26 protein-coding genes are annotated in these 20,520 nt (G+C 59.6%); 11 read left to right on the forward strand and 15 right to left on the reverse strand.

The features are described from left to right. Positions 1-55: 55 nt before the first annotated feature. Entirely contained in the window at positions 56-1,081 is a 1,026-nt protein-coding gene (locus tag RSF91_RS11390; protein WP_332568528.1) for a porin, read from the reverse strand. Between the two features lie 351 nt (positions 1,082-1,432). On the opposite strand from RSF91_RS11390, the gene panD reads away from it, so the two are divergent. The 3 genes from panD (at position 1,433) to RSF91_RS11405 (ending at position 3,024) form a co-directional block, all read left to right on the forward strand. After that, positions 1,433-1,813 (forward strand): aspartate 1-decarboxylase, encoded by a 381-nt coding sequence (gene panD / locus RSF91_RS11395; RefSeq protein ID WP_099735871.1) that lies wholly within the window; start codon positions 1,433-1,435, stop codon positions 1,811-1,813. A 32-nt stretch (positions 1,814-1,845) separates the two neighbouring features. Beyond that, the gene (locus tag RSF91_RS11400; protein ID WP_332568529.1) at positions 1,846-2,211 is read left to right on the forward strand and encodes a 5-carboxymethyl-2-hydroxymuconate Delta-isomerase; all 366 of its coding nucleotides are present in this window, start codon (positions 1,846-1,848) and stop codon (positions 2,209-2,211) included. A gap of 132 nt (positions 2,212-2,343) precedes the next feature. Then, positions 2,344-3,024: a tRNA-uridine aminocarboxypropyltransferase gene (locus RSF91_RS11405; protein ID WP_332568530.1), complete on the forward strand. Its 681-nt coding sequence runs from the start codon at positions 2,344-2,346 to the stop codon at positions 3,022-3,024. Between the two features lie 18 nt (positions 3,025-3,042). On the opposite strand, the gene yiaA is transcribed toward RSF91_RS11405, so the two are convergent. The 6 genes from yiaA to RSF91_RS11435 all read right to left on the reverse strand — a co-directional run bounded on the left by yiaA (position 3,043) and on the right by RSF91_RS11435 (position 7,419). Further along, positions 3,043-3,561 (reverse strand): inner membrane protein YiaA, encoded by a 519-nt coding sequence (gene yiaA, locus RSF91_RS11410; protein WP_332568531.1) that lies wholly within the window; start codon positions 3,559-3,561, stop codon positions 3,043-3,045. A gap of 108 nt (positions 3,562-3,669) precedes the next feature. After that, positions 3,670-4,242 carry a DUF4274 domain-containing protein gene (locus RSF91_RS11415; protein ID WP_332568532.1) on the reverse strand — a complete coding sequence of 191 codons (573 nt, stop codon included), beginning with the start codon at positions 4,240-4,242 and terminating at the stop codon, positions 3,670-3,672. Positions 4,243-4,292: 50 nt separating this feature from the next. After that, complete coding sequence (locus tag RSF91_RS11420) at positions 4,293-4,922, reverse strand: aminotransferase class IV (protein WP_332568533.1); 630 nt, start codon at positions 4,920-4,922, stop codon at positions 4,293-4,295. 3 nt (positions 4,923-4,925) lie between these two features. Beyond that, complete coding sequence (pabB, locus tag RSF91_RS11425) at positions 4,926-6,110, reverse strand: aminodeoxychorismate synthase component I (protein ID WP_332568534.1); 1,185 nt, start codon at positions 6,108-6,110, stop codon at positions 4,926-4,928. A 154-nt stretch (positions 6,111-6,264) separates the two neighbouring features. Continuing rightward, positions 6,265-6,558 (reverse strand): DUF4148 domain-containing protein, encoded by a 294-nt coding sequence (locus RSF91_RS11430; protein WP_332568535.1) that lies wholly within the window; start codon positions 6,556-6,558, stop codon positions 6,265-6,267. Positions 6,559-6,687: 129 nt separating this feature from the next. Next, entirely contained in the window at positions 6,688-7,419 is a 732-nt protein-coding gene (locus tag RSF91_RS11435; protein ID WP_332568536.1) for a Crp/Fnr family transcriptional regulator, read from the reverse strand. Between the two features lie 208 nt (positions 7,420-7,627). Between RSF91_RS11435 and panB the strand changes: the two genes are divergently transcribed. From panB to RSF91_RS11450, 3 genes are all read left to right on the forward strand, one after another. Beyond that, positions 7,628-8,497 carry a 3-methyl-2-oxobutanoate hydroxymethyltransferase gene (gene panB / locus RSF91_RS11440; RefSeq protein WP_099735862.1) on the forward strand — a complete coding sequence of 290 codons (870 nt, stop codon included), beginning with the start codon at positions 7,628-7,630 and terminating at the stop codon, positions 8,495-8,497. Between the two features lie 77 nt (positions 8,498-8,574). After that, positions 8,575-9,414 carry a pantoate--beta-alanine ligase gene (gene panC / locus RSF91_RS11445; RefSeq protein WP_332568537.1) on the forward strand — a complete coding sequence of 280 codons (840 nt, stop codon included), beginning with the start codon at positions 8,575-8,577 and terminating at the stop codon, positions 9,412-9,414. Between the two features lie 246 nt (positions 9,415-9,660). Further along, positions 9,661-10,023 (forward strand): hypothetical protein, encoded by a 363-nt coding sequence (locus RSF91_RS11450; protein ID WP_332568538.1) that lies wholly within the window; start codon positions 9,661-9,663, stop codon positions 10,021-10,023. A 129-nt stretch (positions 10,024-10,152) separates the two neighbouring features. Here RSF91_RS11450 and RSF91_RS11455 read toward each other — a convergent pair whose 3' ends face one another. Continuing rightward, positions 10,153-10,599, reverse strand: coding sequence for a hypothetical protein (locus RSF91_RS11455; protein ID WP_332568539.1), 447 nt, complete (start codon positions 10,597-10,599; stop codon positions 10,153-10,155). Positions 10,600-10,662: 63 nt separating this feature from the next. On the opposite strand from RSF91_RS11455, the gene RSF91_RS11460 reads away from it, so the two are divergent. Continuing rightward, positions 10,663-10,923, forward strand: coding sequence for a hypothetical protein (locus RSF91_RS11460; protein ID WP_332568540.1), 261 nt, complete (start codon positions 10,663-10,665; stop codon positions 10,921-10,923). Positions 10,924-10,976: 53 nt separating this feature from the next. Here the strand turns inward: RSF91_RS11460 and RSF91_RS11465 are convergent, their stop codons facing one another. Next, on the reverse strand, positions 10,977-11,378 hold the full coding sequence (locus RSF91_RS11465) for a hypothetical protein (RefSeq protein ID WP_332568541.1): 402 nt from the start codon (positions 11,376-11,378) through the stop codon (positions 10,977-10,979). Positions 11,379-11,497: 119 nt separating this feature from the next. Here RSF91_RS11465 and RSF91_RS11470 point away from each other — a divergent pair, with 119 nt between their 5' ends. Both RSF91_RS11470 and RSF91_RS11475 read left to right on the forward strand, forming a co-directional pair. Continuing rightward, a complete protein-coding gene (locus RSF91_RS11470; RefSeq protein ID WP_332568542.1) occupies positions 11,498-11,947 on the forward strand; it encodes a MaoC family dehydratase in 450 nt (149 codons plus the stop codon). 91 nt (positions 11,948-12,038) lie between these two features. Next, positions 12,039-13,514 carry a SulP family inorganic anion transporter gene (locus RSF91_RS11475; RefSeq protein WP_332568543.1) on the forward strand — a complete coding sequence of 492 codons (1,476 nt, stop codon included), beginning with the start codon at positions 12,039-12,041 and terminating at the stop codon, positions 13,512-13,514. A 16-nt stretch (positions 13,515-13,530) separates the two neighbouring features. Here RSF91_RS11475 and RSF91_RS11480 read toward each other — a convergent pair whose 3' ends face one another. Together RSF91_RS11480 and RSF91_RS11485 are read right to left on the reverse strand one after the other, a co-directional pair. Continuing rightward, complete coding sequence (locus RSF91_RS11480) at positions 13,531-13,902, reverse strand: polyhydroxyalkanoate granule-associated phasin (RefSeq protein ID WP_332568544.1); 372 nt, start codon at positions 13,900-13,902, stop codon at positions 13,531-13,533. A 77-nt stretch (positions 13,903-13,979) separates the two neighbouring features. Further along, on the reverse strand, positions 13,980-14,912 hold the full coding sequence (locus RSF91_RS11485) for a LysR family transcriptional regulator (RefSeq protein WP_332568545.1): 933 nt from the start codon (positions 14,910-14,912) through the stop codon (positions 13,980-13,982). A gap of 109 nt (positions 14,913-15,021) precedes the next feature. Between RSF91_RS11485 and lysA the strand changes: the two genes are divergently transcribed. Then, the gene (gene lysA, locus RSF91_RS11490; RefSeq protein ID WP_332568546.1) at positions 15,022-16,269 is read left to right on the forward strand and encodes a diaminopimelate decarboxylase; all 1,248 of its coding nucleotides are present in this window, start codon (positions 15,022-15,024) and stop codon (positions 16,267-16,269) included. 279 nt (positions 16,270-16,548) lie between these two features. Then, positions 16,549-17,439 carry a DMT family transporter gene (locus RSF91_RS11495; protein WP_332568547.1) on the forward strand — a complete coding sequence of 297 codons (891 nt, stop codon included), beginning with the start codon at positions 16,549-16,551 and terminating at the stop codon, positions 17,437-17,439. A gap of 238 nt (positions 17,440-17,677) precedes the next feature. On the opposite strand, the gene RSF91_RS11500 is transcribed toward RSF91_RS11495, so the two are convergent. From RSF91_RS11500 to RSF91_RS11515, 4 genes are all read right to left on the reverse strand, one after another. Beyond that, on the reverse strand, positions 17,678-18,688 hold the full coding sequence (locus RSF91_RS11500; RefSeq protein ID WP_332568548.1) for an NAD(P)H-dependent glycerol-3-phosphate dehydrogenase: 1,011 nt from the start codon (positions 18,686-18,688) through the stop codon (positions 17,678-17,680). A 121-nt stretch (positions 18,689-18,809) separates the two neighbouring features. Then, positions 18,810-19,271, reverse strand: a complete 462-nt coding sequence (gene secB / locus RSF91_RS11505) for a protein-export chaperone SecB (RefSeq protein ID WP_003066740.1) — start codon at positions 19,269-19,271, stop codon at positions 18,810-18,812. 263 nt (positions 19,272-19,534) lie between these two features. Then, positions 19,535-19,792, reverse strand: coding sequence for a glutaredoxin 3 (grxC, locus tag RSF91_RS11510; protein ID WP_332568549.1), 258 nt, complete (start codon positions 19,790-19,792; stop codon positions 19,535-19,537). A 131-nt stretch (positions 19,793-19,923) separates the two neighbouring features. Next, positions 19,924-20,337 (reverse strand): rhodanese-like domain-containing protein, encoded by a 414-nt coding sequence (locus RSF91_RS11515; RefSeq protein WP_332568550.1) that lies wholly within the window; start codon positions 20,335-20,337, stop codon positions 19,924-19,926. Positions 20,338-20,520 lie beyond the last annotated feature (183 nt).

Consider the following 20,520-nt stretch of genomic DNA (forward strand, 5'->3'; position numbering starts at 1 on the left):
GCGTGCATGAGAGGCCGCTGCATCGATTGCAGCAACCTCAGCAACGCTGACGCGCTTAGAAGTTGTGGCGCAGGCCGATTTCGTAGCCTGTCAGGCTCTTGCCAACCACTGGCGTGGGGCTCAGCGAAGAACCCAGCTTGCGGCTGGCCTTGTCGTCATTGCTCATGCGTGCCACTGCCGCATAGATTTCAGTGCGCTTGGACAGCTTGTAGCCATAGCCCAGCGCCAGACGCTGAGAGTCGACATCGCTTTGCTTCTTGTCCTTGTACCAGGTGTAGGCGGCACGCAACTCGCCAGCGCCCAGAGGCATCTTCACGCCCACGCTGTACAGATCCACACGCTTGTCGTTGCCGCGATCAGATGCCAGCAGCAGCATGGGAGTGACTACGCCAAAGTCGTAGGAGGCGCCGATATTGAAGGTCTTGTAGTCCACGCCAGCTGCGGCGCTACCACCTCGGGAAATTTCGTAGGCTGCGGCCACATTCACGGGGCCGTTGGCATAGCCCAGGCGCAGGCCGGTGTTGCTGGCCAGGCTGCTGCTACCAGACTGCTCGCCGAAGCTGTGCGTCACTTGGCCGTAAACGCCGCCCAGCTTGGGCAGCAGATAGCTGATGCCGTTGGAGACACGCTTGGGGTTGGAGCCTTCGGCGGTACCGCCAGTGCTGGTGATCAGGTTGTGGCCGTTGATGGCACCCATGCCGGTGTCGCCAAAAGCGTGAAAGGTTTCCAGGTTCTGGTAGGCCGGCGTCTTGTCGCGACCCAGACGCAGCTCACCGAAGTTGCCCAGCAGGCTGACGGTAGAGCGGCGGTCAAACTTGAAGCCGGAAGCCGTACCGTCATCCACGCTCAAGCTGCCCTCGAGCCAGAAGCCAGCCTTCAGGCCGCCACCCAGATCTTCCACACCGCGAAAGCCCAGACGACTGCTGGAGTTGCCGCCATTGGCCAGACCGGACACGCTTTTGGTGGAGGTGGAGATATGAGCCACCGAAACATCGGCCACGCCGAAGACGGTGACGCTAGATTGGGCCATGGCACCGGCAGAGGCGGTCAAAGCGGCAAGGGCGAGGAATGTTCGTTTCATGCTGTTTACTGTGTTTATGAAAATGAGAAAGTCCTTGCAGTGCGGGAAATGTCAGGCTTCAAAGCTCGACCCCGTCCGGGACTGAAGTCATTAAACAAAGCGAAGATGAAACATTAGTTACAACCCTGAGGTTTGCAACAAAACAACAATTTCATGAGCAGTTGTTGCACCGGTCTTCGCAGACCGTTGCCACCGCTATCGACAACGGGAATGCAGTTAGGCGACATTTCTCTGTCAATGACCTCAGAGGACTACATGGGTTTTCCCGATCGCATTTAGACTTGCGTGGTTTTTTGCAAGCACAGGCCTGCACCATTCAAAACGCGCAAAGCGACCCAGAGAGACAAACCCATGTTCCGCACCCTGCTCAAATCCAAGATCCACCGCGTCAAGACTACGCAATGCGAGCTGCACTACGAAGGCTCCTGCGCGATTGATGAAGACTTGCTGGACGCCGCCAATATTGTCGAAAACGAACAAGTCCATATCTGGAATATCGACAACGGCGAGCGCTTTGTGACCTACGCTATCAAGGGCGAGCGCGGTACCGGCATGATCTCTGTCAACGGCTCCGCAGCGCGCCGCGCCAGCGTGGGCGACTTGCTCATCATTGCCGCCTTCGCCCAGGTACATGAAACAGACGTGGCCGAGCACCAGCCCCAGCTGGTGTTTGTGGACGACAGCAACAAGCAAGTCGAGCTGCGCCATAAAGTACCGACCCAGATGCTGTAAACACGGCACCCGTTTTTGAGTGAAAGAACACCATGCCTCATCTGCATATTGAATACACCGACAACCTGACCGGCCTGAACGAGCGCGAGCTGATGCGCGAAGTCAACGCCGTGGTCTGTGCTCACCCCACCGTGACCGACGAAGCTGATGTGAAGTCCCGCATTGCGCGCCTGAACATGAACAACGTCTACATCGGCAACCAGCCCGATAACCGCGGCTTTGTGCACGTGCATCTGCAACTGATGGCCGGCCGCAGTACAGAAGCCAAAAAGCAGATGTCCGACGGCATCGCCGAAGTGCTGCGCCGCCTCGTGCCCCAGCCTGCTGGCCTGGATGTGCAGCTGAGCGTGGACGTGGCCGACATGGACAAGGCCACCTACTTCAAGGGCCGCCTGTAAAGCTCCAAGCCCTGCCCGCTTCAAGCCAACGCCCGCAGCCTGCGCTTGCGGGCGTTGTTGTTTCAGGGGCATTAATTTAAGGTAAAAACGGCCTCTACCGCATATCTATCAAGCGCAAGACGCTCTCAAATTATGAGCAAAACTGACCAACGCCCTCGCTGTCCCAACTGCCACCGTGCGCTGCACACCTGCATTTGCGCGCTGGCACGGCCCGTAGAGCATCAGGTCGAAGTGCTCATCCTCATGCACCCCATGGAAGTCCATGAGGCCAAAGGCACAGGTCATTTGCTGCACCTGTGCCTGCCCCATAGCCGGGTCTTGGTGGGCGAGCAGTTTGATACGCAAGCGCTACAGCAAGCCCTGCAAGGCAGCTGGGATGGACAGGCCCCGCGCCAGAGCCTGCTGCTCTACCCAGACACGCACGAGCAAGATGCGACGCTAGGCCTTGCGCAGGCCAGCGCCCTGCCCCAACCCTGGCCGCTGCCGCCCAAGCAATTGCGACTGGTCATCATTGACGGCACCTGGCGCAAAAGTCGAAAAATGCTCTACCTCAACCCTGCCCTGCAAACCTTGCCACGTGTGGCGCTGCAGGATGTGGGTGATTCTGGCTACGCAATTCGCAAGGCCCACCTGCCCGGCCAACTCTCCAGCTTTGAGGCGGCTGTGCTGGGCCTTGCACAGCTGCAAAACTGGCTGCCGGGTTCGGCAGCCCCTTCAACGCTCACCCAAGTCTTTGAGCAGTTTGTGGCCCGTCAAATACTGCAGCAAAACGCAAATCAGGCGCCAACTACGGCGCCTGATAAGGTGAGGTAAGCGGAGGGCTGAAGCGGCTTAGCGGTTGTTGGCCGCTATCTCTTGCGCATCCGCAGGCTTGGCAGGGTCTGTGGTCACCAGCGTAGGGCCGTTGCGTTCACCCTTGCTGCGCTTGAAGCCTGAGGTTTCATCCTCTGCACCCAGGTTGTCACGTGTGTTCTTCTGCACGGCAATGGCACCAAACAAGGCCAGCGCAAAAGCCATGCCGTAAAAGCCTTTTTCGCTCAGCTGCAGCGTGGCGTTGAACAAGCCCGTGCCCAGCAGCAGCACCGCAATCAGCAGCGCCACCCAGCTGATGCCGTAGTAAATGCCAGTCACGGCGACGCCTTCCAGCCGGTCACGCACCACCTTTTGCAAAGAGATGGCCGAGTACAAGCCCAGCACCAGCACGGCGAAATAGAAGCCTTTTTCATTGAGCTGCATATTGGCATTCCACAACCCGGCCATGAAGGCAGCGATGCCCAGCAGCAGCGCAGCCCAGGAAGCGCCGATAAAGGCAGAAGAAGGCTTGTGGCTTGAAACGGCTTGGGAGTTCATGGTCTTGCCTCAAAAGTTGCGGTGAATGGATAGTATGAAAATCAAACGATCAGCCAGCCATATTTCTTAATGAGTATCGCTTAAAGATACCAAAGGCACAGTTTCAGCCTAGTCTTCAGGATCTTCCTCTTCCCCATCCATGGCGGCATTGAGCTCATCCTGCACATGGGGTGGCATGCCGTCTTCCCAGCCTTGCTCGTCGACATATGCGTAAATATCGGGCTGCGTACCGGGCACGGCTTCAAACATGATGGCGGGAATGGCCCACATGGCATCGCCGCCCTTGACGGCCTCGCTGGTCCAGTCATAGCCGGGATGCTTTTCTTTGCCGGTGGGGGATGCCAGGTCATTGGCCGGGTCCCAGCCAATGGTGGCAGGGGCCAGATTGCCGTCGGCAAAGCGCTGGCTCAGGGCCTGCACCCGCGCCCAGCCTTTGCGATTGATGCTGGGCACCTTGTCCTGCGATGCGTAGTGCTGAAAGTAGCCAGGCTGCTGGTACCAGTACAGCGCCTTGGCCACTGCGGGCTCCAGCTTGGGGTACTTGCTGATCCAGTCCGGCAGCGCGCTGCCGTTGTCGTAGTTCATGGTGGTGACTACGGCCAGCCACTGCATGGGAGTGGCGGTGGACAGGAACTCTTTCATCAAGTCCAGATAGAGCGCATCAAAGTCGTCGTCTTCCATGGTTCAGACTCCTCCCAGTTGGCAGATGCACCCACGATAACAAACACCGGCTATGCAATCAAACGTGCATCCAGCCAGCCACGCAGGCTATTGACAAACGCCCAGCCTGTAATGCGGCGCAGGTCATCAATCACCACCACTTTTTCAACCAGCCGCCCCTGCGACAGCGCAAGCGCGCGGCCCACGCCCGGCAGCAGACCGCATTGCAGAGCCGGGGTCACCCACTGACCATCCAGCTGCATGGCGATGTTGCCGCGTGTGCCCTCGGTGATCTGGCCGTCTTCGTTGAACAGTACGGTGTCAAACACCTCTGCGCTTTTGGGCTCAAACACCTCGTAATGGTGGCGCACGGAAGTCTTGAAGCGCACCACATCACTTTGCGCCACTGCATTCAAGATGGGCTGGCGTGCCAGTTGCAGCTTCACTGGCTCGGCGCTGGGCAAGAGTTGCGCCACCGTGAACTGCACCGCACCGGTGACTGACAGCGCCAGCCGCACACGCCAGTGCCCCTCAGCATGCTTTTGTGCCAGCTGGGCCATATCGCTTTCCAGCTGCATTTGCATCAGCGGGTAGCGAAAGTGATGGGCCGTAATCTGCAGCCGCGCCCAGTGCAGCGGCCAGTTCTGCCAGCGACCATCTTTGAGGGCCAGAGTTTCGAGAATTTCAAAATGCGTATTCATGCTTTACCCCTGGCCTGCCTCTTCCAGCCCGCGCAGAAAAACCTGCTTGTGCTGCCACTCCATCCATTCATCAGCCGCGTTGGCGCTGGCCGTAATTCCGCTGCCAATACCGCAGCTCAACTGCCCGGCTTTCAGCACCACGGTGCGAATGGGCACATTGAAAGTCGCATGAATGCGCCCAGGCGCAGAGCCTGGTCGAACCACGCCCAGCGCCCCACAGTACACTCCGCGCGGCTGGGGCTCCAGCTCGCGGATCAGCCGCATGGCCTGGCGCTTGGGCGCACCGGTGATAGAGCCGCAGGGGAACAGCGCGCCAAACACATCGACCAGCCGCACGCCTGCACGGGTGCGCGCCACGACGTCAGACGTCATCTGCCAGACCGCTGGCAGGGCTTGCACCTGAAACAGCTGCGGTACTTTCACGCTATGCGGCTCTGCGATGCGCGAGAGGTCGTTGCGCAGCAAATCCACAATCATCACGTTCTCGGCCCGCTCTTTGACAGACTCGCGCATGGTCTGCGCAGCCAGCGCATCGGCCTCGGGTGTCTTGCCACGGGCAGCTGTGCCCTTCATGGGGCGGGTCAGAATTTGCTCGCCGTCCCAGTCAAAAAACAGCTCGGGCGATACGGACAGCACCTGCATATCGCCACTATCCACCAGCGCGGCATAGCCGCCGGGCTGGGCCTGCTGCAAGCGTGCAAACAGGGCCTGCGCCAGCGCGGATGAATTGAGCGACTCGCCCCCCGCAAGCTGTGCAGACACGGGGGCGGTGTAATTAATTTGATAGCACTCACCGGCAGCAATGGCGGCATGAATACGCGCAATATGCGCATCAAACTGCTCGCGGCTCAGGGCGGTTTGCCACTGCACGGGCGGGGTGGGCAGGGGCTTTGACGCGGCTTGCACCGCCTGCGGGGCGGCATGTACACCAAACCAGGCCAGTGGCTGACCGGGCACTGCGCTGTGCACAGTCTGGGCATAGGCACCATCAAAGGCGCTGGCAGCTTCATACGCCAGCCAGCCCACGCACCACTGGCCTTGTTCGGCGGCTTGCTGCACGGCCTCCAGCACGGCGAGTACGTCCTCAGGCCTGTGCGCCTGCAGGACTTTTTCAGGCGCACCAAAGCCATGCTGCAGGCGGGCTGCATCGGCCTGTCTGGGTGCAGTGAAGTCAAGAACGGTTTTCAAGTCAAATCGCCTGCAAGCGCAGTATCAATATGCGCTGAATGCTATCAAACTTGCTATATCCATTGGGGCGATATTGCCGCCATAAAAAAGCGCGCTGCAGACATCAAGCCTTCAGCGCGCATCCACCAAGGTAACGATCTCTATCGCCTCAGGCTTATTTGGTGCCCGACTGGTACTTGGCCACCGCTTCTTTGTAGGCAGGGCTTGCCAGCAGGCGCTGATATTCGGCATAAGCCTTGCGGTATTCGGCGCTGGACTCGACTTCGATATAAGCCGCAGGTGAGGGCAGGTAGCCCAGGCCGGAACGCTGGTACATCTCCAGATCAGCCTTCACTTCGGCACGGCTTTTGCTGGAGGCAGCAGCAGTCTGGGGCATGCCCTGAGCCATGGCAGCAACGGCGCTGGCGGTCAGAACAAGGGCAGTCAACAAACGGGTAGCGGAGCGCATATCAATCCTTTCAGTCGTAAGAGCTGCAAGGCTTGATGGCTTCGCAGCGGTATCACTGAACTATGCGTGCTACCCCCAGGAGCCGTCTGTGCGTTTTCTCACGCAAAAGGTAATTTCACAATATGAAAGTCAGCGTGTTTCTTCGAGTAAAACACGCAAGCCATCAACACGGCAGATACGCAGATTGCGCCCCTCGCGCTGCAGCAAGCCCAGGCGTGTCAGGCGCGACATCTCGCGCGCCACCTCCTCGCGGCTGGTGCCCAGCATCAGTGCCAGATCGTTTTGCCGGGGTGCTGGGGACAGCAGCGCCTCATCGTCATCAACGCCCACGGTTTCGGCCCGCTCCAGCAACTGTGCCTGCAGACGGCCACGCACCGACAAAGTCCCCAGACTGACCACGCGCCGGGCCAGCACGCCCGTCAGCTCGTTCAGCCGCTGAATCACCGCGCGCATGACCTGCACGTCGCTCATGATCAGCGCTTCTAGCTCTGCATTGGATAGCGAAGCGACCAGACTGGCCTCTGTGGCCTGCACCTCTACCGCCACATTGCGGGGCGGCTGCGCGGAAAAGGAGCCAAAGAAAAAGCCCGGCCCCAGATACCCCACAATCATGGCCCGTCCGCTGACGCTGTGCCCTGCCACACTCAACTGCCCGTTGATCAACATGTAAATGCGCCGGTCGGTATAGGCCCCCTGCAACACCTGCCCTGCCTCCAGCCTGTGCCAGCGACATTGCCCGGCCAGCACCGCCAGTTTCTCGTCAGACAACGAATCCAGCCAGCTGACGCCGCGCAGCCCCTGCCAGGCCACCGATGGTGCAGGCGCAGAAGCGAACGGAAACGGGGACTCGGCCATGGACATGAACTACCTTGCGCGGATGAAATAGGAACAGCAGAACGCGCACGGCTACGCCATGCACAAGCAGACCAGCATAGTACGGGCGCTGACGGCTGCCATACCCAGTTTGCACTTGGCGCTGCACCGCAGCATGGCATAGACTCGCGGGCAAATTGGCACACAGACTTGTCTGTCGCGCTGAACCATAAACAGATCATCAGGAGACAAGACCATGACCGCCACCGGAACACCTTACGGCACCATCCCTCCCTCTTCGCCCCAGCCCCAGCGCCGCCCCATCAGCCTGCCGCGCCTGGCGCAGATGCGTGCTGCGGGCGAGAAGATCACCATGCTCACCGCCTACGACGCCACATTTGCCGCCGTGGCCGATGCCGCCGGTGTGGAGTGCATTCTGGTCGGTGACTCACTGGGCATGGTCTGCCAGGGCCTGCACAGCACCGTGGGCGTGACACTGGCCGACATGGCCTATCACACCGCTAGCGTGACCCGCGGCCTGCACCGTGCTCAGGCCACCGCATGGGTGATTGCCGACATGCCCTTTGGCAGCTATGCCGAAAGCCCCGAGCAAGCCATGCGCAACGCCTGCGAGCTGATGCAGGCCGGTGCCCACATGGTCAAGTTGGAAGGCGGCGGCTGGACTGCGCCCATCGTTCGTTTTCTGGTCGACCGTGGCGTGCCCGTCTGCGCCCACCTGGGACTGACACCGCAAACCGTGCACGCATTGGGCGGCTACCGCGTTCAGGGCAAGGACGAACAAGCCGCAGCCACCCTGCGCCAGCACGCATTGGAGCTGCAAGATGCTGGCGCATCCATGCTGGTGCTGGAGATGGTGCCCGCCGCCCTGTCTGCCAAACTCACCGAAGAGCTGAAAGACTGCCACACCATAGGCATTGGCGCGGGCAACGGCACGGCCGGTCAGGTTCTGGTGCTGCACGACATGCTGGGCGTGAACCTGGGCAAGATGGCCAAGTTCGTCCACAACTTCATGGCCGACGCTGGCAGCGTCAAGGGCGCGATGGAAGCTTATGTACAGGCTGTGAAAAACGGCAGCTTCCCCGACAACGCGCTGCACGCCTGGTAAATCAAGGGCACCACTCAAGGGCATTGCGCTCACTTTTTCTGCTTTTAGACTTCTGTTCCCCGACTTCTGTTTCAGTCATGCAAATCGTTCACACCATCGCCGACCTGCGCGCAGCCCTTGCGGGCCGCGGCCGCCCTGCTTTTGTGCCCACCATGGGCAATCTGCATGAAGGCCACCTCTCTCTGGTTCAGCAAGCCCGCCTGCATGGCGATGTGGTCGTAGCCAGCATCTTTGTGAACCGTCTGCAGTTTCTGCCGCACGAAGATTTTGATAGCTACCCACGCACGTTTGACGCGGACTGCGCCAAGCTGGAAGCCCAAGGCTGCGACATCGTCTTCGCCCCCAAGGAAAAAGACCTGTACCCCGAGCCGCAAACCTTCAAGATTCAGCCCGACGCCCAGCTGGCCGACATTCTGGAAGGGCACTTTCGCCCCGGCTTCTTCACCGGTGTGTGCACCGTGGTCATGAAGCTGTTTCAGGTCGTGTTTGCCACCACCGGCGGCGGCGTGGCCGTGTTCGGGCAAAAGGACTATCAGCAACTCATGGTCATTCGCCGCATGGTGCAGCAGTTTGCGCTGCCCATTGAAGTCATTGGCTGCCCCACCACCCGCGCGGGTAGCGGTCTGGCGCTCAGCTCACGCAACGGCTACCTCAGCGACGAGCAGCGCGTGCAGGCCATGGCGCTGTCGCAAGCACTCAAGGCGCTGGCCGATGCCGCACGCCAAGGCGGCAATCTGGCCGAGCTTGAAGCCCAAGCCATGGCCGACCTGCGCGCCAAAGGCTGGGAGCCAGACTACCTGACAGTACGCCAGCGCAGCAACCTGCTGACGCCAGCGGACGCAACCCGCGACGACTTGGTCGCACTGGGCGCGGCACGATTGGGTAGCACTCGCCTAATCGACAACCTGGAGTTCTAGACTTCAGGCCCCCCTTGAGGTGCTTTGCGCCTTTCCCCTCTCTCGCTTCGCGGGAGGGGCGACATCTTCGCTGCCGTAGTGCACCAAAGTAGGTGCACTGCCTTAAATAGAACGACTCTCTGCACCCATGAAAAATTGCCTGCAGCCTGCTATCTGCCAGTAGCCGTCACTCAACTATTGATCTGTATGCTAGTCGTAGACGGTGATCCGAGCGGCAGTGTCGTATCTAAATCTGTTTAGGAATCTATGGTTGCTTGGGGTGCATTGATTTTTGGACTACTGGCATTTACAGCGCTGGCTTTGGCCTTGTTTCGCGGTTTACTTGCCACGATAGTGGCCCAACGCGTTAACGCATTCGGGGTCATCGCAATCTATTGGCTGGCCCTTGCTGTATCAGTGCTCCCAATTTGGCTGGCGGTGACCCTGTTCGCCAACTACCTATACTCAACCTTCCCGGTGTTTTGGGTCGCGGCTTGGGATATTGGCTTGGGATGGGTATCAGTCATTGGTGCTTGTCTATCAGTCGCTATCGGCTTTATTTTCGCTTGTGGGTTCACGTGGCGGGTTTGGGTTCATGAAAAAAGTCCAAGCGCCTTCAGGAAGAACTAACCCAGCTAGTCTATTGGCGACTGTCTATTCAGGGTCGAACTGCGACAGCCTGAGCCAGCCAGAAGAAGCCACCCAAGCACTGCGTACTTTTATGTAGATGCTGACGCATCCAACGATCTAACCAAACCTTTACTTCAAGAGGCGCGAATACTCCAGCAAGATTGAATCGAAATTGGCGCAGGCAATTCCACTCTTTGATACGTACTCCTGCGCTCTATTAGATATTTCCTTAACGATGAGCGCACTGGCAACTATCTGATCGTCTTCTGATGCTGCGTGTTTGCTCGCATCCTTCTGAATCGCTAACAGCGCTCCAGAAAAAGCGCCCCCGCTATTCTTTTTAGCCCAGTTGTCATAGGACTTTTTCGTAGATACCCCTTGCTTCTCGCAATACACAGCGCTGTGCCTAGCAACCTCAAAATACAGGATTTTTTGGACTGCTTCTGAATAGGACATAGCATGCGCAACGCCACAGTAGGCAATCGCTGAGATTGCAAGAAGCAGTATTTTCATTTCAAAGTTCGGATTGATGAGATCGACTCCATATTTAAGCATCACTGTGCCAGCGACGGGCACTCATTGCTTCTTTTAGAGGCCATGGTGGAGAATGAAAATTCGATAAACCGGGTAGGTTGAGAAATGCGCCGTGAAGCAAAATTTGTTGGCTGGTTTCTGCTGATTCTTGGTATCACCAGCATTGCAATTAGTTGCATCATTTGGGCTGGCGGTGACTTTCAAGCGAATCAGACTAGCTGCAAAGCCATATGCGGAATTGGACTTCTTATCTCCGAAGTCTTTAATCCCATCATGGGAAACTTCATTGAAAGGAGTTTGGATATCTTGATTGGCTCAGGCTTCGCCTTCCTCGGATATTTGATACTGAAAGACACCCGTAGCTAGCCGCGCCAACTGTCGCGGCTTACGGCCGCGAGAGGGCCCTCGCCCGGCCTTGGTCAGCACTGATATGAATCCACGGAGCACTGGCTGAGCAGCGAGCGCAACTCCAGCCCTTTGCCCTTTAGCTCGCAAAACAGGCCACTGGCAAATTCCAGCTCCAGCGCAAAGGCCGCATCGCTTTCAAACGGCATGGGCAGGCTGCGCAGGCGCTGGCTGCCCAGTAACAGTTCCGCCCGATGCACACGGCCTATGGCGGTCAATATTTCAGAAAAATGAGGCTCTGGCGCTTTATTGGCATGCGCTACCTGCTTGCAAATCAATAGCAAAGGCTGCCACAATCCCTGACCTGCACCGGTGCGGCCTGCGTCATATAAGCGGGCGGCCGAGAAGCGAATATGCAGCGCATCGCCCTGCTGCGTGACCTCGGCGACCTCGGAATCTTCAAACTCAAAAATCATGCAGCCAAGCATAACGGGATGCAAGAACGGGAGCTGGCTGGCACCTGCGCAACACCTGCTTGGCAAAGGCCCGCGCATACTGCTTCGTCTCTAATGCAAAGACAAAAGGGGAAGCGAGCATGAGCGAAAAGCTGTATCTGGACGATCTGTATGTAGGTCAGAAGTTTGTGAGCGAGGGCTACCCGCTGGATGAAGCGCAGATCATCGCCTTCGCTCAGCAGTTCGACCCCCAGGTCTTTCACCTCGATCCAGAGGCTGCGAAGAACACCTTCTTTCAAGGCCTTGCTGCCAGCGGCTGGCATACGGCCGCGATCAGCATGCGGCTGGTGACGCAAAGCATTCCGCTGGCCGATGGTGTGATTGGCGGCGGCATGGAGGAGCTGGCCTGGCCCCAGCCCACGCGCCCCGGCGATGTGCTGCAGGTGGAGTCCGAGATTGTGGAAATCATTCCCTCCCAGTCCAAACCCAATCGCGCTCTGGTGCGCGTTCTGGCCCACACCAAAAACCAGCGCGGCGAGGTGCTGCAGCGCTTCAGGCCCAAGATGGTCTGCTTCAAACGCCCGACCTGACCCTCGCGCAGCAAAAGTCAAGGGCACTGCGTAACATCGCCCACTGGCGTTGCCTCCTCTGCAGAGGCAGCGCATCACTTGCTGCTGCGATATGAATCCATCCCCCCTGCTGACCCGTCTGCGCGCTGAATGGGCGCCCAGCGTGCCGCGTGAACTGCTGGCCGGTGCCGTTGCCACGTTTGCGCTGATTCCCGAAGTGATTGCCTTTTCCTTTGTGGCGGGGGTAGACCCGGCTGTGGGGCTGTACGCATCCTTCATCATCAGCATCGTGATTGCAGTGTTTGGCGCACGCCCGGCCATGATCTCAGCCGCTGCGGGCTCGGTGGCACTGGTGGCTGCGCCTCTTGTCGCATCACACGGGCTGCAATATTTGCTGGCGGCAGGCTTGCTGGCCGGGGCCATGCAGATCGCTTTTGGCCTGTGCAAGATGGGCAGCCTGGTGCGCTTTGTCTCCAGTTCCGTGCGCACGGGCTTTGTCAATGCGCTTGCCATTCTGATCTTTTCAGCCCAGTTGCCACACCTGCAAGGGGGCAACACGGCAACTTGGGCCATGCTGGCCCTGGGTCTGGCGCTGATCTACGGCCTGCCCTGGCTGGGGCAGAGATTGCAGCTCAAAGCGCTGACGGCCATTCCCTCACCGCTGATCTGCGTGCTGCTGCTGACGCTGCTCAGCAGCTTCATGGGTCTGCCGCTCAAGACCGTGGCTGATCTGGGCCAGCTGCCTGACAGCCTGCCGTTCTTTGCTCTGCCTGAAATCCCTGCCAGCCTTGAGACCCTGCGCATCATCGCGTTGCCCGCGCTGGCGATTGCCATGGTGGGCCTGCTGGAGTCCGTGCTCACCGCCGCCGTAGTCGATGATCTGACGGGAACGCCCAGCAACAAGAGCCGTGAATGCACAGGCCTTGGCGTGGCCAATGTCGCGGCCAGCCTGTTTGGCGGCATCGCGGGCTGCGGCATGATCGGTCAGGCCGTGGGCAATGTGAAATACGGCGGCCGGGGTCGCCTGTCCACGCTGTTTGCCGGGGTGTTTTTGCTGATTTTGATGGTCGCCCTCAAGCCCTGGGTGTCGCAGGTGCCGGTGATTGCACTGGTGGCCATCATGGTCATGGTGTCGGTATCGACGTTTGACTGGAAGTCGCTGGGCAATCTGGTGCGCTACCCGCATCTGTCCAGCTCGGTCATGCTGGTCACCGTGGTCATAACCATCGCCACCCACAACCTGGCCATGGGCGTGATTGCGGGTGTGCTGCTGTCGGGCGTGCTCTTTACCTTCAAGGTGGCCAATATGCTGAAGGTGCAGGGCCATTTCCAGCAGGATACCTATATCTGGACAGTGACAGGCCAGGTGTTCTTTGCCTCAGCCGATGCGCTGATAGAGGCGTTTGATGTGCTCGCTGCCGCTGGCAAACCTGTGCGCATTGATGTGAGCGCGGCGCACTTCTGGGACATCACCGCCGTCGGTGCGCTGGACAAGGTGATGGAGCGCCTGCGCCAGCATGGCTGCAGCGTGGAGCTGATCGGGCTGGATGACAGCAGCCTGCGGTTGATTGAAAGACTGAAGGTCTGACCTCAAAGGTCTGGCCTTATTTCAAGCTGGTTTTAGACAGGCGCTTGGCATTGGCCACGGCCTTGCGGCGGATGGGGGCCAGACTTTTGGCAGCCACTTTGTCTGCCACGGCGGGCAGCTTCTGCCCCAGCGTCCAGGGGTTTTGCAGCCATGCCTGGCACAGTTGCTGCTGCACCTTGAACATCTCAGCTCCCATGGTCAGCCAGGACTGGTTGAAGGCCTCCTGCTTTTCCACCACCATGCGCGTGAACTCACGCTGATCGCGCTGGGACAGCACGGGGCCGCTGAGCGCCATGCGCGCAAGCCTGTGGCTGATGACCTGGGGCACAGCCATGCTGAGTTCCAGCAGTTCGCTGGCGGTACGGTGGGGAATGGCGGATTCGGTCATGCAGGTTTTTTGCTCAAAGCGCAACTCAAAAAACAACTTATTGTGCACCGCAACATAAATGAGTGCATGCACTCACTTTATAAACCACTATCCGCCAAGGTCTGCCCGTGGGCTTCTTGGAGCAGCGCCTCCATCAGCCAAGGCACGCCGACATCGCCGGGGCGGTGCAGTGGCAGCAGCATGTGCACCTGAAACGGAATGGAAAACGCCAGTGGCCGCACCACCAGTTGCGGCCCGGCGCAGGCCCGCGCTGTAAGCGGGTTGACGACGGCCACGCCCAGCCCATGCTGCACCATGGCGCACACTGCCACGGCGCTGGCCGTCTCCAGACTCAGCTGGCGCTGCACACCGGCTTTGGCAAAAACGGCATCAATCTGCGTGCGGTAAGGATCGTCTCGCGCTAGGCTGATAAAAGATTCGCCCTCAAAGTCCTGCGCCGTGAGCTGCATTTTTTGCGCCAGCCGGTGGCTGGCTGGCAGCACGGCCACCTCATCCATGGCGGGCAGCGGCTGGCTGCGCGTGCCGGGCGGGGCATCGGCCAGTTCAGACAGACCCAGATCAAAGCGCTGCGCCGCCATCCATTCCTGCAGCAGCGGTGCTTCTTGCGTGGCCACGCTCACGGCCACCGTGCCATGACTGGCATGCAGCCGGGCCAACGCGCCAGGCAGCAGAGCGTGGCTGAGTGCAGGCAGACACAGCACGCTGATGCGCGCGCCCTGCGGGCGGCCCAGCTCTACCGCGCGGTCAATCACCCGTTCAAGCCCCTGCCAGCTGCGCTGCACTTCATCCCACAGCAACAAGGCCCGTGCATTGGCACGCAGGCGGCCCTGCACCCGCTCAAACAGGGTGTAACCCAGCAGTTGCTCGATACGCGCCAATTCGCGGCTCACGGTGGGCTGCGAGGTATAGAGCAACTGCGCCGCGCCGGTGACGCTTCCCGCCGTCATGACGGCGCGAAACACCTCGATATGCCGGTGAGTGATGCGCAGCGAAGAATCTGAATCGGTCATGCCAAAAGCATATCCAGTTTGAATACTCTTCAAAAAACAAGCTATTGGACTGAATAGATGGCGCTTGGCATGATGCGCAGGATTTTTCTATTTTCAAGAGACAGCCACCATGTCAAACCCCTTCACTCCCGCCCTGCTCTGGAACCTGGCCGACGAATTCGGCACCCCGCTGTGGGTGTACGACGCCGCCACCATCCGCGAGCGCATTGCCCAGCTCAAGGCGTTTGACACTGTGCGTTTTGCCCAGAAGGCCTGCTCCAACATCCACATCCTGAAGCTGATGCGCGAGCAAGGCGTGAAGGTGGATGCGGTCTCGCGCGGCGAAATTCTGCGTGCGCTGGCTGCGGGCTTTCAACCCGGCTTTGGCGAGCCCGCCGAGATCGTCTTCACCGCCGATGTGATGGATGAGGCGACTCTGGCCACCGTGGTCGAGCACAAAGTGCCCGTGAACGCAGGCTCCATCGACATGCTGGGCCAACTGGCGGCAGTATCGAAGGGCCACCATGTGTGGCTGCGCATCAACCCCGGCTTTGGCCACGGCCACAGCAACAAGACCAATACCGGCGGCGAGCACAGCAAGCACGGCATCTGGCACAGCGAGCTGGAAGAGGCGCTTGAAGCCATCAAGGCTGGCGGCCTGGTACTGGCTGGTCTGCACATGCACATCGGCTCTGGCGTGGACTACGGCCATCTGCAGGAAGTCTGCGGCGCCATGGTCAAGCTGGTAGAGCGCGCCAAGGCGGCGGGTGTGGATCTGCACGCTATCAGCGCTGGCGGCGGCCTGTCCATCCCCTACAAAAAGGGCGACGCCACCATCGACACCGCTCACTACCACGGCCTGTGGGATGCCGCGCGCAAGCAAGCCGAAGCCGTTGTGGGCCACAGCCTTGGCCTGGAACTGGAACCCGGTCGCTTCCTGGTCGCCGAATCTGGCGTGCTGCTGGGCACCGTGCGTGCCACCAAGAATGCGGGCAGCAACCACTTTGTGCTGGTCGATACCGGCTTCAACGAACTGATGCGCCCCAGCATGTACGGCAGCTATCACGGCATGGAAGTGCTGCGCCGCGACGGCCAACAACTGCCCGCGCAAGATAGCGTGGTGGCTGGCCCTCTGTGCGAATCGGGTGACGTGTTTACCCAGGGCGACGGCGGCGTGGTGCTACCGCGCAGTCTGGCCGGTGCCTCCGTGGGCGATCTGCTGGTGATTCATGACACAGGCGCCTACGGCAGCTCAATGTCCAGCAACTACAACACCCGTCCTCTGGCAGCCGAAGTGCTTGTTGATGGCGACAAAGTGCAGCTGATTCGCCGCCGCCAGACGGTGGATGAGCTGCTGGCGCTGGAACTGGGCTTGTAATTAAAGCGCCCCCTGAGGCGCACAACATTTGGCCTTGTTGCCTCCCCCCTCTCTTTACGCTCTGCGCGCTAAGGGAGGGGACGCACAGCCCTCGCTGCGGATCTGCCCTTGCCCTGCGGCACTGGTTTGTTCTGCGCCAGCTTGATGCGATACAGGCGTCATGCTGCACCATGGCTAGCTGATTCGATAGCAGCTAACGCTTATTCATCAAGGGCTTCAGGCCGAAATCGCCTGAAATCTGCTTCTCTCGGCACCGTACAGTGCCCAGCCAGTTCGTCCATGTCACAGCACCCTGCCCCTTCAGTCCATCGCCACACACTGACGGGCATTGGTTTTACGGTACTGGCCTGCGCCTGCTTTTCCATACTGGATACCGGCTCCAAATATGCGGGCGCCTTGCTGCCGCTGCTGATGGCACTGTGGCTGCGCTATGTGCTGCAGTCGGCCTTGACGGTCGGTTTTGGCGTGGCGCGTCATGGGCTGGACATTTTTCGCACGCAACGCCCCGGGTTTCAGTTGTTGCGCGCTATTTTGTTTTGCATGACCAATGCACTGGCCATGCTCAGCCTGCGCTACCTGCCGCTGGCTGAGTTCACCGCCATCGTGGCGCTGACGCCATTAGCTCTCACACTGGTTGCTGCTGTATGGCTGCGCCAGCAGGTCAGCCCGCTTCGCTGGGTGCTGGTGGCACTGGGCTTTGCGGGCACGCTGGTCATCATCCGCCCGGGCGGTGCGCAGTTCAGCGGCTGGGCGCTGGTCTGGCCTGCGCTGCAACTCGTCACCAATACGGCCTATCAAGTGCTGAGCAGCCGCATGGCAGGCAAAGAGCGCCCGCTGACCACACAGATCTACACCAGCCTGCTGGCGCTAGGCCTTGCCAGCATGGCCCTGCCCTGGATTTGGCAACTGCCCAATACCGCAGCGCTGTGGCTGGCGGCTATTGCCATGGGTGTGGGCAGCGCCGTGGGACACCTGATGCTGCTCAAAGCCTATGAAAAGGCCGAGCCCGCCACCATCACACCGTTTCTCTACAGCCAGATTCCCTGTGCCTTATTGGCCGGCTGGCTGGTCTATGGCCATATCCCCGACCAGTGGGCCGTGCTGGGCATGGCCGTGATTGCGCTGTGCGGGGCAGCCAGTGCATGGCTGAGCATGCGAGAAAGTCGCTAGCCCGCATTAAGAGCTGCCAACACAACCCTTGATACGTCGTTGCTTCGCCTTGTCGTACTTCTCTTCTGTACTGCCTGCGGCTTCGCGCCTCGTCTCAAACGCAAACCTTCGGTTTGCTGGTTCGTGTTAGCCACCCTAAAAAGAATAGCTGCTTGCGCCTTTATTCATTAGCTTTCAATGCAAAAAGCATTTGAAACATAGAAATATCAGGCGCATGCAGCTATTATTTTATGAGGCTTTACTCGCCACGCGGATCACGTGCCATCAAAGACTGCACAGCCTCGGTCACTGGCAAGGTCCCATCCAGCAAGGCCACCACGGTTTCGGTAATCGGCATCTCCACTCCAACCTGGCGGGCGCGGGCCAGCACGGTGCGGGCGCTGTAAACACCCTCGGCCACATGGCCCAGCGATGTCACGGCCTGCTCCAGCGTCTTGCCCTGCGCCAGCAGCAAACCCACTTTGCGGTTGCGTGACAAATCACCCGTGGCCGTCAGCACCAGATCGCCCAGACCCGACAAGCCCATGAAAGTCTCTGCCTGCGCGCCCAGTGCCACGCCCAGGCGCGTCATCTCGGCCAGGCCGCGGGTGACCAGCGCTGCACGGGCATTCAGACCCAGCTCCAGCCCGTCACACAGGCCGGTGGCAATGGCCAGCACATTCTTGACGGCGCCGCCTACCTCTACACCCACGATGTCGTGGTTGGCATAAACGCGCATGGCATCGCCGTGAAAGGCCGACACCAGCAGCTCGCTCACGCCCTCATGCGCGCTGGCCGCGACCAGTGCTGTGGGTTGCTGGCGCGCCACTTCGGCCGCAAAGCTGGGGCCGCTGAGGGCTCCGCTTTGAAGCTGCGGTGCCACTTGCTGGCAAACCTCGTGTGCCATCAGGCCATAGCTGCCAGCGGCGGCATCGGCGGGCACGGCTTCAAAGCCTTTGCACAACCAGACCACGGGCACGCGGCAATCCTTGAGCAAGCCCAGCCACTGGCGCAGCGCCGCCATGGGCGTGCCCAGCACAATCAGATCTGCAGCAGCCGCATGCGCCATCACATCGCCGCTGACCACGGCCAGCGGCTCAGGAAAGGTGATGCCGGGCAAATAGCGGCTGTTGGCACGCTCAGCCTGCATTTGTTGCGCCTGCGCCGGGTCACGCGCCCAGAGGCTGACGACGCGCTTGTCCGGATGGGTGGCCGCGCTGATGGCCATGGCTGTACCCCAGGCGCCAGCGCCGATGACAAGAATTTTCATAGCTTTGGAATTCATAGCAGGTAACGCACGCCAGATATGCGAAAGAGGCCGCTAGGGCCTCTTTGCTGGGTGCCTTGATCTGATTGTCCCACAGGGGCATCAGATCAAAAAGCGGCGCACCTTACTGGGGCAGCTGGCCTTCAGCCTGTGCTGCGGCAGCAGCTTGCTGCTGCTCGTACATGGCCTGGAAGTTGATTTCGGCCAGGTGCACAGGAGGGAAGCCAGCGCGGGTCACCACGTCAGCCACGTTGCCGCGCAGGTAGGGGTAAATGATCTGGGGGCAGGCAATGCCGATCACGCCACCCATCTGGTCTTCAGGCACGTTGCGGATTTCGAAGATGCCAGCTTGCTTGGCTTCGACCAGGAACACGGTCTTGTCCTGAATCTTGGTCTGAACCGTAGCGGTCACGGCCACTTCGTACACGCCTTCAGCCACGGGAGTGGCTTCCACGCCCAGCTGAATGTCCACGCTAGGCTGCTCTTGCTCCAGCAAGATGGCGGGAGAGTTAGGCTGCTCCAGGGACAGATCCTTCAGGTACACGCGTTGGATCTGGAACACGGGGCTGTTGTCTTGTTCGGCCATGATGAGCTTGGTCTTTCAGAAAAATTCTTGCGGGAGAAATGCAAATGCCTGCGATGAGTGTCAGCACGGGGCTAGTCTCACAGCAGGCATTTCCATGAAATAGCGCTTTGCATTATGCAGCGACTGCCAACCGGCCTATGGTCGCTACTTGTGTAAAGCGGGAATTCATGCCATTTCTTGGCATTTTTACAGGGTATGTAATGAGGGGGCCTTTGAGAATTACTCGAAGATCGCGTTGTGACTCCGAGCAATCTCAGTAGACCTTAGCCCTGCAGCAGGGGCAGCAGGCCGCCATTGGCATCCAGCGCCATCAGATCGTCGCAGCCACCCACATGGGTCTCGCCAATAAAGATCTGCGGCACGGTGCGGCGGCCGGTGATCTCCATCATGTGATTGCGTGCAGCGGCATCGAAATCAATGCGGATTTCTTCAATCTCCTCAACGCCCTTGGACTTGAGAATCTGCTTGGCACGTGTGCAATAAGGGCAGACGGCGGTGGTGTACATCTTCACGGCTTGCATGGGGTCACTTTCTTTTCAGTATTTCACAGAGGGCGCCAGCCACACGATGACCTGGCCCCTGATCAGAGGCAGCCAGCAAAGGCCGCCCCGCAACAAAGGCTGTCGTCCCTTTACGGAAGGCGCTCAACGCCTCAGGCGGTCTTTTTCTCAACAGGCAGACCGGCATCGCGCCAGGCCTTCATGCCGCCGGCCAGTGCCTGGGCCTTTTCGTAGCCCAGCTTCTTGGCAATGGCTTCAGCGCGCACAGCACGTGCGCCCGATGCGCAGACCAGCACCAAGGGCAGTTGCTTGTTCTTCACGGTCGTAGCCAGCTTTTCTTCGAACTGGCTCAGAGGCAGATTCTTGGCTCCGTTGACATGGCCTGCCGCAAACTCTTCGGGCTCGCAGATATCCAGCACCACAGCTTTTTCACGGTTGATCAGGTGCACGGCAGCAGCAGCCGAAAGGGAACCGCCAGCAGCACCGCGCAGGGCGGGCAAGAGCAGCATCACACCCGAAGCCACAGCAATCAGGATCAAATACCAGTTATCGATGATGAATTTCACGTCATTCCTTGGGATGGCAAACCTGCTGATTTTAGAGGCTGGTCCGCCATTCAGCCCGGGCGGCCCTGCACAGACCCGTACCCCACAAGCCCATATGTTCTGTTTACAAGGCCTCAACCGAAAGTGCACGCTCTCCAAAAATCCCGAAAAGTCTCCCAGGAATAGGCAGCAGAGCGGCTATTT

It is taken from the genome of Comamonas sp., from assembly GCF_036643215.1.
Lineage (GTDB): Bacteria > Pseudomonadota > Gammaproteobacteria > Burkholderiales > Burkholderiaceae_C > Comamonas.

Coding starts and splice junctions, on each gene's coding strand:
- RSF91_RS11390 (WP_332568528.1), bottom strand. CDS start 1,081: ATGAAACGAACATTCCTCGCCCTTGCCGCTTTGACCGCCTCTGCCGGT.
- panD (WP_099735871.1), top strand. CDS start 1,433: ATGTTCCGCACCCTGCTCAAATCCAAGATCCACCGCGTCAAGACTACG.
- RSF91_RS11400 (WP_332568529.1), top strand. CDS start 1,846: ATGCCTCATCTGCATATTGAATACACCGACAACCTGACCGGCCTGAAC.
- RSF91_RS11405 (WP_332568530.1), top strand. CDS start 2,344: ATGAGCAAAACTGACCAACGCCCTCGCTGTCCCAACTGCCACCGTGCG.
- yiaA (WP_332568531.1), bottom strand. CDS start 3,561: ATGAACTCCCAAGCCGTTTCAAGCCACAAGCCTTCTTCTGCCTTTATC.
- RSF91_RS11415 (WP_332568532.1), bottom strand. CDS start 4,242: ATGGAAGACGACGACTTTGATGCGCTCTATCTGGACTTGATGAAAGAG.
- RSF91_RS11420 (WP_332568533.1), bottom strand. CDS start 4,922: ATGAATACGCATTTTGAAATTCTCGAAACTCTGGCCCTCAAAGATGGT.
- RSF91_RS11430 (WP_332568535.1), bottom strand. CDS start 6,558: ATGCGCTCCGCTACCCGTTTGTTGACTGCCCTTGTTCTGACCGCCAGC.
- RSF91_RS11435 (WP_332568536.1), bottom strand. CDS start 7,419: ATGTCCATGGCCGAGTCCCCGTTTCCGTTCGCTTCTGCGCCTGCACCA.
- panB (WP_099735862.1), top strand. CDS start 7,628: ATGACCGCCACCGGAACACCTTACGGCACCATCCCTCCCTCTTCGCCC.
- panC (WP_332568537.1), top strand. CDS start 8,575: ATGCAAATCGTTCACACCATCGCCGACCTGCGCGCAGCCCTTGCGGGC.
- RSF91_RS11450 (WP_332568538.1), top strand. CDS start 9,661: ATGGTTGCTTGGGGTGCATTGATTTTTGGACTACTGGCATTTACAGCG.
- RSF91_RS11460 (WP_332568540.1), top strand. CDS start 10,663: ATGCGCCGTGAAGCAAAATTTGTTGGCTGGTTTCTGCTGATTCTTGGT.
- RSF91_RS11465 (WP_332568541.1), bottom strand. CDS start 11,378: ATGATTTTTGAGTTTGAAGATTCCGAGGTCGCCGAGGTCACGCAGCAG.
- RSF91_RS11470 (WP_332568542.1), top strand. CDS start 11,498: ATGAGCGAAAAGCTGTATCTGGACGATCTGTATGTAGGTCAGAAGTTT.
- RSF91_RS11475 (WP_332568543.1), top strand. CDS start 12,039: ATGAATCCATCCCCCCTGCTGACCCGTCTGCGCGCTGAATGGGCGCCC.
- RSF91_RS11480 (WP_332568544.1), bottom strand. CDS start 13,902: ATGACCGAATCCGCCATTCCCCACCGTACCGCCAGCGAACTGCTGGAA.
- RSF91_RS11485 (WP_332568545.1), bottom strand. CDS start 14,912: ATGACCGATTCAGATTCTTCGCTGCGCATCACTCACCGGCATATCGAG.
- lysA (WP_332568546.1), top strand. CDS start 15,022: ATGTCAAACCCCTTCACTCCCGCCCTGCTCTGGAACCTGGCCGACGAA.
- RSF91_RS11495 (WP_332568547.1), top strand. CDS start 16,549: ATGTCACAGCACCCTGCCCCTTCAGTCCATCGCCACACACTGACGGGC.
- RSF91_RS11500 (WP_332568548.1), bottom strand. CDS start 18,688: ATGAAAATTCTTGTCATCGGCGCTGGCGCCTGGGGTACAGCCATGGCC.
- secB (WP_003066740.1), bottom strand. CDS start 19,271: ATGGCCGAACAAGACAACAGCCCCGTGTTCCAGATCCAACGCGTGTAC.
- grxC (WP_332568549.1), bottom strand. CDS start 19,792: ATGCAAGCCGTGAAGATGTACACCACCGCCGTCTGCCCTTATTGCACA.